Raw genomic sequence first — 12,627 nt, 5'->3', positions numbered from 1 at the left:
CGGACGCGGACGGACGGGAGGCCCGGCTTGGCCGAGCAGCGCACCGCACCTCCCACGGTCTACGACGTCGCCGCTGCGGCCGGCGTCTCGATCGCCACCGTCTCCCGTGTGCTGCGCACCCCCGATGCCGTCCGCGAGGGCACCCGCGACCGGGTGCAGGCCGCGATCCGCAGCCTCGGGTACGTCCCCTCCGGCAACGCCCGGGCACTCGCGGGCAAGCGCACCGGCGTGGTCGGCCTGCTGCTGCCGGGGTTCGACGTCGTCGCGGACGAGCGCCCCGGACTCGTGACCGACGGCGGGGTCCGCGTGGTCGACGACCGCCGGCACGTCACGCAGCCGTTCGCGTCGAACCTGTACTTCGACGAGGTCCTGCGGGGCGCGGAGACCGAGGCGTGGCAGCGCGGCCTGGCGCTCATGGTCGCCGCCGGGCGGGGTCCCTCGCGCGACGTCATCGTGAACGACGTCGCCGGACGCGTCGACGGCCTCGCGGTGCTGGCGCGGACGGTGCCGGACGAGCTCCTCGAACACGTGGCCCGGCGGATCCCGGTGGTGGTCCTGGCGGACGACCGGCGCTCGCACGGCTTCGACTCGGTCAGCGTGGACAACGCGGCCGGGATGCGGACCGTGGCGTCGCACGTCATCGGACGACTCGGGATCCGATCGGTCGCCTACGTCGCCGGGCCGGTCGACTCGCCCGACGACATCGAGCGGGCGACGGGCTTCGCGGCGGCACTGGCAGACCACGGGGTCGACCCCGCGTCGGTGCGGACGCTGCACGGGGACTTCGGGCGGGCACGGGCGCGGGACCTGGCGGTGGGACTGGTGGCCGACGGGGCGCCGCGGGCGATCGTCTGCTCGAACGACCAGTCGGCGCTGGGGGTGCTCGACGCGGTCCGGGCGGCGGGACTCCGCGTTCCGGAGGACGTGGTGGTGACGGGGTTCGACGGCATCGACGCCGGGCGGTTCTCGGCGCCGCCGCTGACGACCGTGCACCAGCCGATGGGGGCGCTCGGCCGGGCTGCGGTCGAGGCGATCGTCGACCGCTTGGACGACCCGGTCGGGCCGCCGCGGTCGGTCCGCCTGCCCGTCGAGGTCCTGCTGCGTGAGAGCTGCCCGCCGGCGCTGTAGCGGCGCCGGAGGGGGCCGAGCTGGTGCCGGTGCGCGAAACTCGCACCGTGCGAGCCGGGCGGCCGACGCGCGAAACTCGCACCGTGCGAGATTCCGTCCTCGTGCGAGCCTGCCCACTCCGTGCGAGGAAACAATCCCGCACCGCGCGGCCAACCCTGCACCACTCGCGAACCTCGCACCGTGCGGGCCGCACCGCGCCGCCAACCTCGCACCGTGCGAGCCGTGCGCACCGTCCCGCTTGCGCCACGCGATGTAAGCGCATACATTGTCCCGGTACCCACTCGACACGGAGGTCGACCGAGCAATGACGCTTCCCCCACAGCGCACGCGCCGGCGCGGACGCCTCGCCGCGGCCCTCGCCGGCATCGCCGTCGTGGCCCTCGCCGCCACCGGCTGCAGCATCCAGGTCCGATCAGAGCCCGATCCCACGATCGGCAAGGACACGATGCTCATCAACGCGGACCGCGGCAACCCGCTGTTCGACCGCAACTTCAACCCGTACATCGCGAACGCCCGCACGGCGTCCAAGTGGATGTACGAGCCGCTCATCGAGATCAACCCGCTCGACGGCAAGGGCACCCCGTGGCTCGCCAGCAGCTGGAGCCAGCCGGACGCCAGCACGATCGACATGACGATCCGCCGCGGCGTCGAGTGGTCCGACGGCTCGCCCTTCTCAGCGAAGGACGTCGTCTTCACGTTCGACCTGCTGAAGCGGTTCCCGGCGATGGACGTCAAGGGCGCCTGGCAGCACATCAAGACCATCGAGCGGGACGGCGACCACGTCGTCTTCCACCTGAAGAGCGAGGACGTGCCGAGCCTCAACATCATCGGCGCGACGTACATCCTCGGCCAGCAGCACTGGAGCGGGGTCAAGGACCCCACGACGTTCCGCGACCCGGACCCCGTCGGCACCGGCCCGTTCGTGCTCGGCAACTACACCGACCAGCAGTACTCGATGGACAAGAACCCGCGGTACTGGCAGGCCGGCAAGATCGCGATCAAGCACCTCATCCTGCCGGCGACGAACACGCAGCTCGACACCGTCACGCGCGGCTACGACTGGGCGTACTCGTTCATCTCCGACGTCAAGGGCACCTGGGGTGCGGCGTCCGACACGAACCAGTGGTGGTTCCCGGCCGGCGGCGTGATCGGCCTCATCCCGAACCTGACGAAGGCGCCGTACGACGACGTCAACATCCGCAGGGGCATCTCGCTCGCCCTGAACCGTGACGACATCGCCGAGACCGCGTCCGAGGGCAACCTGGCGGCAGCGGGTCAGACCGGCCTGATCCTGCCGAACCAGGAGCAGTACCTGAACCCGGCGATCCCGGACAGCGGCATGATCACGCAGGACGTCGAGGCCGCGAAGCGCGAGTTCGCGAAGTCCGGCTGGACCGACCAGGCCGGCAAGATCGTGAAGGACGGCAAGCAGCTGTCGATCACCATCATGACCGCGAACGGGTACTCGGACTGGCTCCGCGCCGCGCAGGAGGTCCGTCGTTCCCTGACGGCCATCGGGGTGAAGGTGACGATCCAGGCCCCGCAGCCCGCCGGGTACCAGCAGAACATCAACAACGGCACGTTCGACATGGCGATGGGCGGCATGGGCAACGGCGACGTCTACCAGGCGTTCAACTCCCTGCTCAGCAGCGACTTCTACCAGCCGGTCGGCAAGTCGACGGTGAACAACTACGAGCGGTACCGGAACGCCGACACCCAGCGGCTGCTCGACGAGTACAAGGCGACGACGGACCCGGCGAAGCAGCAGGAGGTCCTGAACCAGCTGCAGGAGATCGTGTACGACGACCTGCCCGTCATCGGCATGTACTACGGCGGACTCTGGGGGCTGTTCAACACCGGCAAGTTCGTCGGGTGGCCCACCGCGAAGGACCCCTACATGGCACCGCAGAACTACGACTCCGCACCGCTGCTGATCTTCACGAAGCTGCGACTCCGTGACAGCGCCGCCGGCCGGCAGATCCTGCAGCAGGAGGCAGCGAAGTGAAGTACGTCCTGCAGAAACTCGTCCTCTTCGTCCTGACCCTCTGGGCCGCGGTCACGCTGAACTTCGTGCTCCCGCGACTCATGCCGGGCAGCCCGAGCGACGCCGCCCTGGCGAAGCTCAGCCAGAACGGCCCGGTGACCGACGCCACCAAGAAGGCCATCGAGGCCCAGCTCGGCGTCCCGACCGGCAACCTCTGGGACCAGTACGTCAGCTACCTGCACCAGGTCGTCACGCTCGACTTCGGCGTGAGCTACACGTTCTACCCGCAGCCCGTCGGCGACCTGGTCGGCAAGGCCCTGCCCTACACGCTGGTCCTGGTCGGGGCGGTGACGATCCTGGCGTTCGTCATCGGCACCCTGATCGGCGTCGCGGCGGCGTGGAAGCGCGGCACCTGGCTCGACTCGCTGCCGACGCTGTCCGGCAGCTTCATGTCGACGTTCCCGTACTTCTGGACGGCGCTGCTGCTGCTGTTCTTCCTGGGCTACGTGCTGCACTGGTTCCCGACCACCGGGGCGTCCTCGGCGACGAGCATCCCGGGGTTCAACGGTGAGTACATCGGCGACGTCATCCAGCACGCGATCCTGCCGGCGCTGACGATCCTGGTCACGAGCCTCGGCGGCTGGATCATCGGCATGCGCAACGCGATGATCAACACCCTCGGCGACGACTACGTCACCTTCGCCGAGGCGAACGGCCTGCGCGGTCGCACGGTGGCCGTCCGGTACGCAGCGCGGAACGCGATCCTGCCGAACTTGACCGGCTTCGGCCTGGCACTCGGTGGTGTCGTCGGCGGTTCGGTGCTGGTCGAGCAGGTGTTCGGCTACCCGGGCATCGGCTACCTGCTCTTCAACGCCGTCATCGGGCAGGACTACCCGCTCATGCAGGCGCTCTTCCTGATGATCACCGTGTCGGTGCTCATCGCCAACTTCATCGTGGACGTCCTGTACGGCGTCCTGGACCCGAGGACGCGCCGATGACCACGATCGCAGTACGCACGCAGGAACCGGAGCAGCAGGCTCCGTCCCGATGGAAGAGTGCAGCCCGCCAGTTCGGCATCGTGTGGGGCAACACCAAGGCCCGGATCGGCATCGTCATCCTCGCCGTGTTCGTCGTCGTGGCGCTCGCAGCACCCCTCCTCGCCCCGTACGGCGCGTCCCAGAACGGCTTCGCGCGCTCCGCCGACGCGACGTGGGCACACTGGATGGGCACCACCGCCGCCGGCGAGGACGTCCTCTCCCAGCTCATCTACGGCGCCCGCATCTCGGTCATGGTCGGCGCGGTCGCGGGCATCCTGTCCACGCTCGTCGCCGTCGCGATCGGCCTCAGCTGGGGCTACGTCCGCGGCTGGGTCGCCGAGGTCATCGGCTTCATCGTCAACCTGTTCCTCGTCATCCCGGGCCTGCCCCTGATGATCGTCATCGCGGCGTACCTGCAGAACGGCGGCATCGCGGTCATCATCGCGGTGATCGTCGTCACCGGCTGGGCCTGGGGCGCCCGCGTCCTGCGCAGCCAGACGCAGTCCCTCCGCGGTCGCGACTTCGTGACGGCCGCACAGTTCTCCGGCGAGGGTGCAGCGCGCATCGTCTTCCGCGAGATCCTGCCGAACATGACGAGCCTGATCGTCGGCAGCTTCTTCGGTGCCGCGACGAGCGCGATCCTGGCCGAGGCGGGCCTGGAGTTCCTCGGACTCGGCGACTCGTCGGTCGTCAGCTGGGGCACGATCCTCTACTGGGCGCAGAACTCGAACGCGCTGCTGACCGGGCAGTGGATCCTGCTGTTCGCGCCGGGTCTGTGCATCGCGCTGCTGGCGATGAGTCTCACCCTGATCAACTTCGGCGTCGACGCCGTGTCCAACCCGCGGCTGCGCGAGGGCGCGCGCCCGAAGCGCAAGGAGGCGACCGCATGAGCGGCGCACGTCCCGTCCCCACCACCGGACTGGAGGCTCCCACCGGCGCCGCCACGAGCCTCCCGTCCGGCGGTTCCACCGCCGATGACGTCCTGCTGGACGTCCGCGACCTGTCGGTCGTCTACGAGTCGTCCGGCCAGACCGCCGTGCAGGCGGTCGACCACGTCTCCTTCCAGCTGCGCAAGGGCGAGTTCGTCGGCCTGGTCGGCGAGTCCGGGTCCGGCAAGTCGACCCTCGGCTACGCGCTGACCCGCCTGCAGAAGCCGCCGGCGCGGACGAACGGCGGCAGCATCGTGTTCGCGGGGAAGGACATCCGCGACCTCGGTGACGAGGAGCTCCGGCAGCAGCGCCAGGGCGGCTTCGCGATGGTGCTGCAGTCGGGCATGAACGCGCTCAACCCGGTCCGGACGATCCGCAACCACTTCATCGACGTCTTCAAGGCCCACGGGCACGTCCCGCGCGAGCGCTGGGACGCCCGGATGCGGGAGCTCGTCGGCAAGGTGAAGCTGCCGGACTCGATGCTGGCGCGGTTCCCGGGCGAGCTGTCCGGCGGCATGCGGCAGCGCGTGTCGATCGCCCTCGCGCTGTCCCTCGAGCCCCAGCTCATGGTGTTCGACGAGCCGACCACGGCGCTCGACGTGCTGGTGCAGCACGCGGTGATGGACACGATCATCGAACTGCAGCGGTCCGAGGGCTTCACGGCGGTGCTCATCAGCCACGACCTCGGCATCGTCCTCGAGGCCACCGAGCGCGTCCTCGTCATGCACGAGGGGCGCATCGTCGAGGACGGCGGCTCGCGGGAGATCCTGCGCGACCCGCAGGAGGAGTACACGCAGATGCTCCTGTCGCACTACGCCGACCCCCGCGCCGAGGTCGTGAGTCTGCCCGGCTTCCCCGACCGGTCGCTGCGCTCGTCCGACGGCGCGACGCGACAGGAGACGACCTCGTCGTTCAGCACCGTCGGGTCCCGCGAACGCTCGGCCGCACGTAACCCGATCGTGGTCGAGCACCTCGTCAAGACGTACGCGCCGCCCCGACGCGGCGAGGACCCGGTCCGCGCCGTCCGCGACGTGTCGTTCACCCTCGAGCCGGGACAGTCCCTGGCGCTCGTCGGCCAGTCGGGCTCCGGCAAGTCGACGATCGCCAAGATGCTCACCGGCGTCGAGAAGCCGAGCTCCGGCACGGTCCGGTTCGGCGACCTCGACGTCGCCCGTGCCGGCCGACGCGGGCTGCGCGACCTGCGCTCCGAGGTGCAGATGGTGTTCCAGGACCCGTACTCGGCGCTCAACCCGCTGCACACGGTCGAGTACACGCTGACCCGGCCGGTCGTGAACTACACCGGGCTGCGCGGCCGCGAGGCGAGGCACCGCGTCCTCGAACTGCTCGAGACCGTGGGGCTGACGCCGGTGGAGCAGTTCGCGCAGAAGCTCCCGCACCAGCTCTCCGGCGGGCAGCGGCAGCGCGTCGTGATCGCCCGAGCGCTCGCGAGCGACCCGCAGGTGATCATCGCCGACGAACCGGTCTCGATGCTCGACGTGACGCTCCGCGCCGGGGTGCTCGCGCTCCTCGAGGACCTGCGCGAGCAGTGGGGCGTCTCGCTGCTGTACATCACGCACGACCTGCTCAGCGCCCGGCTCATCACCGACGACATCATGGTGCTGCACGACGGCGCGGTCGTCGAGCGGGGACGGACGGCCGACGTGCTGCAGCACCCGCAGGACGACTACACGGTCGCGCTGCTGGACGCGGTGCCCAACCCCCGTCGCAGACTGGCCTCATGACGAACCTGCACGCGTTCCCCACCGTCCCGCCGTTCGGCCACCTGCCCACCCCCGAGGGCGTCGACGTCGTCGGCATCGACCTGCCCGTCGGCCGGCTCACCGCCTACCGCGTCGTCCCGTCGGGCCCGAGCAAGGGCGTCGTGCTCGTCGTCCCCGGGTACACCGGCTCGAAAGAGGACTGGCGGACGTTCATGCCGCTGCTCCGTGACGCCGGCTGGACCGCGGTCGCGATCAGTCGCCGCGGTCAGGCCGACTCCGCGGCGCCGACGGAACCGCGCGACTACGCGCTCGAGGAAGAGGCCGCCGACGTCGTCCGGGTCGCCCGACTGCTCGACGACGGCGCCCCCGTGCACCTGATCGGGCACTCGCTGGGCGGCGTGATCGTCCGCGCCGCCGCGATCCAGGACCCGAGCGCCTTCCGCGACGTCGTGCAGTTCTGCTCCGGCCCGTACGGCTGGCCATACCGCAAGGTCACCGAGCTGACGATCCTGCACGACACCGCCGGCAACCTGCGCCAGCTGTTCGACTCCACGAACCCGCTGTGGGCGTACCGCCCCGACGAGGAACTCCCCGACGACGTCCGCATGGTCCGCGACCGCTTCGACGCCACGAGTCCGCTCAGCGTCGTGGCCGGCGGGCACATCCTCGAGGACCACACCGACGCCTCCGACGAACTCCGCGCCACCGGGCTCCCCGTGCTCGTCACGCACGGCGAGTGGGACACCGCGTGGCCGATCCCGTGGCAGCGGCAGATGGCGCTCGACACGGAGGCCGAGTACGTCGTCATCCCGGAGAGCTGGCACGGCCCCCAGATCGAGAACCCGCAGGGGACCGTCGAGGTCTTCGATCGGTTCCTGTCCGCCCACTGAAAGGCACCATCATCACTTCGCTGCAGTTCCCCGACGGCTTCCTCTGGGGTGCCGCCACCGCCGCCCACCAGATCGAGGGCAACAACGTCAACAGCAACTGGTGGGTGCACGAGCACGAACCGGACACGACGATCGTCGAGCCCTCCGGCGACGCGGCCGACAGCTACCACCGCTACCGCGACGACATCCGGATCGCGGCGGAGCTCGGGCTGAACTCCTACCGGTTCAGCATCGAGTGGGCACGCATCGAGCCCGAGCGCGGGTTCGTCAGCCGCGCCGAGGTCGACCACTACCGCCGCATGGTCGAGACCTGCCACGAGTTCGGCCTCGAGCCGATCGTCACCCTCATGCACTTCACGGTCCCTCGCTGGTTCGAGCGCGACGGCTTCTGGCGCGCGCCCGACGCCGCCGACCTGTTCGCCCGCTACACCGAGGCCGCGCTCCCCGTCGTGCAGGACGGCGTCCGCTACGTCTGCACGATCAACGAGCCGAACATCGCCGCGATGCTCGCCGGCGGCGAGGACGCTGCGAACCTGGTGGCCTACGGCCTGCCGAACCCGGACCTGGGTGTCGCCGACGCCCTGCTGGCCAGCCACCGGCGGTCGCGCGAGGTCCTGGGACAGGTGTCGGGCCTCCAGTCCGGGTGGACCGTCGCGACCCAGGCCTTCCGCTCGAACGGGGAGCCCGGGGCGGACGCGATGCTGCGCGAGTACGGGTACCCGCGCGACGACTGGTACCTCGAGGCCGGGGCCGGCGATGACTTCCTCGGCGTGCAGGCCTACACGCGCACGTTCATCGGGCCGTCCGGACCGCTGCCGGTCGCGGACGACGTCGAGACGACCCTGACCGGCTGGGAGTTCTGGCCGGAGGCCTCGGCCGAGGGACTCCGCAGTGCGTGGGAACTGTCCGGGCACGTGCCGCTCATGATCACCGAGAACGGCATCGCGACCGCGGACGACTCCCGACGCGAGGCCTACACGCAGGGCGCCCTCGAGGGCATCCACCGCTGCATCGAGGACGGCATCGAGGTCCTCGGCTACCAGCACTGGTCCCTGCTCGACAACTACGAGTGGGCCTCCGGGTTCCGGCCGACCTTCGGTCTCGTGGCGTGGGACCCGCTGACGTTCGAGCGCACGCCGAAGCCGTCGGCGCACTGGTACGGCGGCGTCGCGCGCGCGAACGCGCTGACGGTCTGATCGTCCGGCGGTCCGACTGGAGGCCCTGGTCGCCCCGTCCGGTCCGCACCCGTCACCGGGGTGGCCGGCTGTTCAGCGGTGGATGCCGAGCAGTTCGCCCGGGCCGGCATCGCGCAGCAGCTCGGCGCGGTCGGCCGCGCTCGACCCCTCGTCGTCCCTGGCGTACCGGTCGACGTCGCGGGTGAGGACCTGGCGAACCGTGTCGACGTCCCCCGAGTCGACGGCGGCGATGAGCAGGGTCGCGCCCCGGGAGCCCCGAGCCCGGGTGTCTGCACCGGCGTCGCAGAGGATGCGGACCACCTCGGCGTGACCACCCCAGGCCGCCCGGACGACGGGCGGGTTGCCGTCGGCGTCCCGCGAGCCGAGGTCGGCGCCCGCCGCCGCGAGCACGGCGACGGCCTGTCGCGCGTCGCGGTCGATCGCCAGCGTCAGCGGTGTCCGGCCCGCGGCGTCCACCAGTTCGAGCGAGGCCCCACGGCGCAGGAGCTCCTCGAGCATCTCGGGCCGGTCGAACCAGGCCGCAGCGTGCATCGGCGCGAAGCCCCACCGCGGGTCCACGTCGTCGACGTCGCTGGCGTCGTCGGCCAGGTGCAGGCCGCCCAGGTCGCCGTACGCGGCGGCGCGGACGCCCTCGGTCGCCCACTCGACCCAGCCGTCCGGAACCGGCCCGTGCCAGCCGCGGCCGGGACGGTCGTCGAGTCCGGTGAACGCGGACTCCTCGACGCTCCGGACCTCGACCGACACGTCCGTGAAGCGGATCGCGACCTCGCCGACGGGGGAGACGAGCAGCCGGAGTTCCCAGGTGTCGCGACCCGCGTGCTCGAGTTCGCCGCGGAGCACGTGGGCGTCCCCGGCGAGCAGCACGGTCGGGTCGAGCAGCGGTGGTTCGATGACCGCGTCGGCGAAGCGCAGGGTCACGCGCGCGTGGTTCCAGCGCCGCCAGAGTCCGTCCGCCGTGTCGAGCACTTCGTCGTTGCGGACGAGCACCTCGGCGTGCAGGACGACCGGGTCGGGTTCGCCGTGGTCGGGCAGCGCGGCGGGTTCGTCGTCGGCGGGTTCATCGTGCCGGTGCATCGGCTCGACCGTCCAGCGTGCGACCCGGGAGTCCGACCACTTGACGGTCGCGAGGGCCGCCACCGTCGGCGGAGCGTCCTCGAGCAGGCGGCGGAGGTGGTCGGCGGCACCGTCGAAGTCCTCGAGGGACACGTAGCCCACTGCGGGCCAGTTCACTCGACTCCATCGCACGGATCGAGCGTAGTCGGGCAGGGGGGCGTTCGTGGCGCGGTCGTGCCTGTGCTCGGGCCGCGGTCACGGTCGCGCTCCGGGTACGCCGAAGGGCCGCCCGGTCGTGCCGGGCGGCCGTGCTCTCCGCCTCAGCGAGCGGTCGCCGTGTTGCCGGTTCCGAGGTCCTGGACCTCGGCCGTGCCACCGTAGGTGACGGTGTTGTCCGAACCGGGGATGGTGATCGTCTTCGCGCCCTGCACCTCGATGGTGGCGCCGCTCGCCTCGACCAGGAGACTGTCGACAGCGCCGAGCGAGATCGTGCCGCCGTCCTTCGCCGCGCCGAGCACGGACACCTGGGCACAGTCGCCGAGCGTGAAGGGCTCGTCCGCGGACAGGTCCGACGCATCGACGGTCGCGAGGCCGTCGACGCACTCGTTGTAGACCGTCTCGGTCACCGGCGTGGTGTGCGAAGGCTTGGGAGACGACGTCGGGCCGGGAGTCGACGTGCTGCTGCACCCGGCGAGGGCTGTCAGGAAGGCGGCTCCGAGGACGAGGGACACGGCGGTCTTGCGGATCATGGGGAACTCCTTGTGGTGGTGGTGGTGGATCGTGCTGTGGTCGTTCAGGTGCGTGTCGCAGCGCGGTCGGCCAGGCGTCGGCCTCGACTCGTCGCGGTGTCGACGCCCGTGTCTGGTTCCTGCGCGTAGTAGGTCGTGTACGCCCCGCTGTCCTTCGTCCGGACCATCGTCATGATGATCCCGAGGGCCCTGCCGCCGACGCTGTCCAGGGCGTCGAGTGCCGCGGCCAGCTGCTTCTGGGTGGCCTTGCCCGCCGACGAGATCACCATCCCGCCGCCGGTGACGCGGCTGAGGATCGCTGCGTCCGTCACGGGCAGGAGCGGCGGCGCATCGAAGATCACGACGTCGTACTCGGCGGTCAGTTGCTCCACGAGGGCGTGCATCGCCACGCCGCCGAGGAGTTCGCTCGGGTTCGGCGGGATCTGTCCGGCGGGCAGGACGGAGAGCCCCCCGCGGCCCCAGGGGAGCGTCACATCGTCGAGCTCTGCGTGTCCGATGAGCAGGTCGGACAGTCCGACGGATCCCTCGACACCCATGATCTCGGCGACACGGGGGCGCCTGAGGTCGGCGTCCACGAGGACGACCCGGGCGCCGCTCTCGGCCATCGTGATCGCGAGGTTCGCTGCGGTGGTGGACTTGCCTTCGGACGGCAGGGCCGAGGTGATGGTGAAGCTCCGACGCTGCTGGTCCAACTCGACGAACTGCACGTTGGTCCGGAGCGAGCGGAACGCTTCTGCCCGCGGGTTGCGAGGATCGGACTGGACGACGAGCGGGTTCGTCGTCGCAGAGGCGTCGAACCCGATGGCTCCGAGCACCGGTACCGAGGTGACTCGTTCGACGTCGTCTCGGGTGCGGACCTTCGAGTCGAGCGTCTGCCGGACCAGCGCGGCCGCGATCCCCAGAGCGAGTCCGAACGCCAGGCCGAGCGCGACGTACTTGGGCAGGTTGGGTGAGGACGGCGCCTCGGGCACGATCGGAGGCTGGACCGTCTCGATCCGGACGAGCGACGGTCCGCCGGCGGTCGGCTTCTCGAGGAGTCCGGTGACGACTGCGGTGAAGCTCTTGGTGACACCTGCCGCGATGCGCGCGGCCTGCTTCGGGTCGCCGTCGTCCACCCCGATGTCGAGCAGCACGCTGTCGACGTCCGCCTTCGCGGTGACCACGTCGGCGAGCTCGGTGACCGTGGTGTCGAGGTGGAGGTCGTCGATGACCGGCTGCAGGACACTGGCGCTCCGGACGACGCGGACGTACGAGTTCACCTTCTGCTGTGCCGCGTTGCTGCCCTGCGCGAGGTCGTTCACGTCTGGCGTGCTCGTCTGGACCGACACGTACACCTGCGCTGCGGCGTGGTAGGTCGGGGGAGTGATGAGCGCGGTTGCCGCGGCAGCGGCCCCGACGGCGAACGTCGCCGTGAGGACGAGCAACCACGACCGGCGCAGCACGCGCAGGAAGTCGGAAAGAGTCATGATGTCCCTCAGATCGGTATGTCGCTTTTAGTATATCAAACGACATACATTTGGTCCAGGGTGCTGATCCCGACCATGCACGACGGCGGCGGTCCCCTTCGAGGGAGACCGCCGCCGGTGTTCGGTGCTTCCCGCGGGGTTACTTCGTTGCGGGGGTCAGGGTGACGCCGGTGATGGCGTCGGTGGTGCCGTCCTTTGCTTCCTGGGTGATGTCGAGGACGTAGGTGAAGTCCTTGAAGCTCCGCTTGATCTTCCAGTCCCCGTTGGCGTTGACGGTCGTCGTGAAGATCTCGTTGTTGTTCCACACGGGTGCGGTCGCGGTGATCGTCGCGCCGGGGGTGCCCGTGCCCGTGAAGAGGACGTCGACGTCCGGGGTGAAGGTCGACTGCTGCGACGGGCTGTCGAGCGTCAGCTTCCGGAAGGCGCCGTCGGGGTGGATGGTGAAGGTGTCGGAGACGGAGCTGGTGCCGTCAC

At 70.4% G+C, this 12,627-nt stretch carries 11 protein-coding genes; 7 read left to right on the top strand and 4 right to left on the bottom strand.

Annotated features, from left to right (window positions below):
- Window positions 1-27 precede the first annotated feature (27 nt).
- The 7 genes from ASG04_RS10340 (at window position 28) to ASG04_RS10310 (ending at window position 8,885) form a co-directional block, all read left to right on the top strand.
- Window positions 28-1,128 carry a LacI family DNA-binding transcriptional regulator gene (locus ASG04_RS10340; protein ID WP_235515509.1) on the top strand — a complete coding sequence of 367 codons (1,101 nt, stop codon included), beginning with the start codon at window positions 28-30 and terminating at the stop codon, window positions 1,126-1,128.
- 304 nt (window positions 1,129-1,432) lie between these two features.
- Window positions 1,433-3,133: an ABC transporter substrate-binding protein gene (locus tag ASG04_RS10335; RefSeq protein ID WP_056123392.1), complete on the top strand. Its 1,701-nt coding sequence runs from the start codon at window positions 1,433-1,435 to the stop codon at window positions 3,131-3,133.
- The gene (locus ASG04_RS10330; protein ID WP_056123389.1) at window positions 3,130-4,110 is read left to right on the top strand and encodes an ABC transporter permease; all 981 of its coding nucleotides are present in this window, start codon (window positions 3,130-3,132) and stop codon (window positions 4,108-4,110) included. Before ASG04_RS10335 ends, ASG04_RS10330 begins: the two co-directional genes overlap by 4 nt.
- Window positions 4,107-5,039 (top strand): ABC transporter permease, encoded by a 933-nt coding sequence (locus tag ASG04_RS10325; RefSeq protein ID WP_056123385.1) that lies wholly within the window; start codon window positions 4,107-4,109, stop codon window positions 5,037-5,039. The genes ASG04_RS10330 and ASG04_RS10325 overlap by 4 nt, the downstream gene beginning before the upstream one ends.
- On the top strand, window positions 5,036-6,820 hold the full coding sequence (locus ASG04_RS10320; RefSeq protein WP_082517977.1) for an ABC transporter ATP-binding protein: 1,785 nt from the start codon (window positions 5,036-5,038) through the stop codon (window positions 6,818-6,820). The genes ASG04_RS10325 and ASG04_RS10320 overlap by 4 nt, the downstream gene beginning before the upstream one ends.
- Window positions 6,817-7,689, top strand: a complete 873-nt coding sequence (locus ASG04_RS10315) for an alpha/beta fold hydrolase (protein WP_056123381.1) — start codon at window positions 6,817-6,819, stop codon at window positions 7,687-7,689. The genes ASG04_RS10320 and ASG04_RS10315 overlap by 4 nt, the downstream gene beginning before the upstream one ends.
- A gap of 8 nt (window positions 7,690-7,697) precedes the next feature.
- Window positions 7,698-8,885, top strand: coding sequence for a family 1 glycosylhydrolase (locus ASG04_RS10310; protein ID WP_156463637.1), 1,188 nt, complete (start codon window positions 7,698-7,700; stop codon window positions 8,883-8,885).
- 72 nt (window positions 8,886-8,957) lie between these two features.
- Here the strand turns inward: ASG04_RS10310 and ASG04_RS10305 are convergent, their stop codons facing one another.
- The 4 genes from ASG04_RS10305 to ASG04_RS17595 all read right to left on the bottom strand — a co-directional run.
- A complete protein-coding gene (locus ASG04_RS10305) occupies window positions 8,958-10,130 on the bottom strand; it encodes an ankyrin repeat domain-containing protein (RefSeq protein WP_156463616.1) in 1,173 nt (390 codons plus the stop codon).
- A 128-nt stretch (window positions 10,131-10,258) separates the two neighbouring features.
- Window positions 10,259-10,687: a DUF3060 domain-containing protein gene (locus ASG04_RS10300; protein WP_056123375.1), complete on the bottom strand. Its 429-nt coding sequence runs from the start codon at window positions 10,685-10,687 to the stop codon at window positions 10,259-10,261.
- Between the two features lie 44 nt (window positions 10,688-10,731).
- Entirely contained in the window at window positions 10,732-12,153 is a 1,422-nt protein-coding gene (locus tag ASG04_RS10295) for a polysaccharide biosynthesis tyrosine autokinase (RefSeq protein WP_082517975.1), read from the bottom strand.
- 139 nt (window positions 12,154-12,292) lie between these two features.
- The coding region (locus tag ASG04_RS17595) for a hypothetical protein (RefSeq protein ID WP_056123372.1) at window positions 12,293-12,627 on the bottom strand (335 nt) is incomplete at its 5' end.

It is taken from the genome of Curtobacterium sp. Leaf183 (assembly GCF_001424385.1).
GTDB lineage: Bacteria > Actinomycetota > Actinomycetes > Actinomycetales > Microbacteriaceae > Curtobacterium.
The sequence above is the reverse complement of the archived record's forward strand: the minus strand, read 5'-3'. Positions and strand labels throughout refer to the sequence as shown.

Excerpts from the sequence above, each read along its gene's own strand:
- ASG04_RS10335 (WP_056123392.1), top strand. The coding sequence starts at position 1,433 with ATGACGCTTCCCCCACAGCGCACGCGCCGGCGCGGACGCCTCGCCGCG.
- ASG04_RS10325 (WP_056123385.1), top strand. The coding sequence starts at position 4,107 with ATGACCACGATCGCAGTACGCACGCAGGAACCGGAGCAGCAGGCTCCG.
- ASG04_RS10320 (WP_082517977.1), top strand. The coding sequence starts at position 5,036 with ATGAGCGGCGCACGTCCCGTCCCCACCACCGGACTGGAGGCTCCCACC.
- ASG04_RS10315 (WP_056123381.1), top strand. The coding sequence starts at position 6,817 with ATGACGAACCTGCACGCGTTCCCCACCGTCCCGCCGTTCGGCCACCTG.
- ASG04_RS10300 (WP_056123375.1), bottom strand. The coding sequence starts at position 10,687 with ATGATCCGCAAGACCGCCGTGTCCCTCGTCCTCGGAGCCGCCTTCCTG.
- ASG04_RS10295 (WP_082517975.1), bottom strand. The coding sequence starts at position 12,153 with ATGACTCTTTCCGACTTCCTGCGCGTGCTGCGCCGGTCGTGGTTGCTC.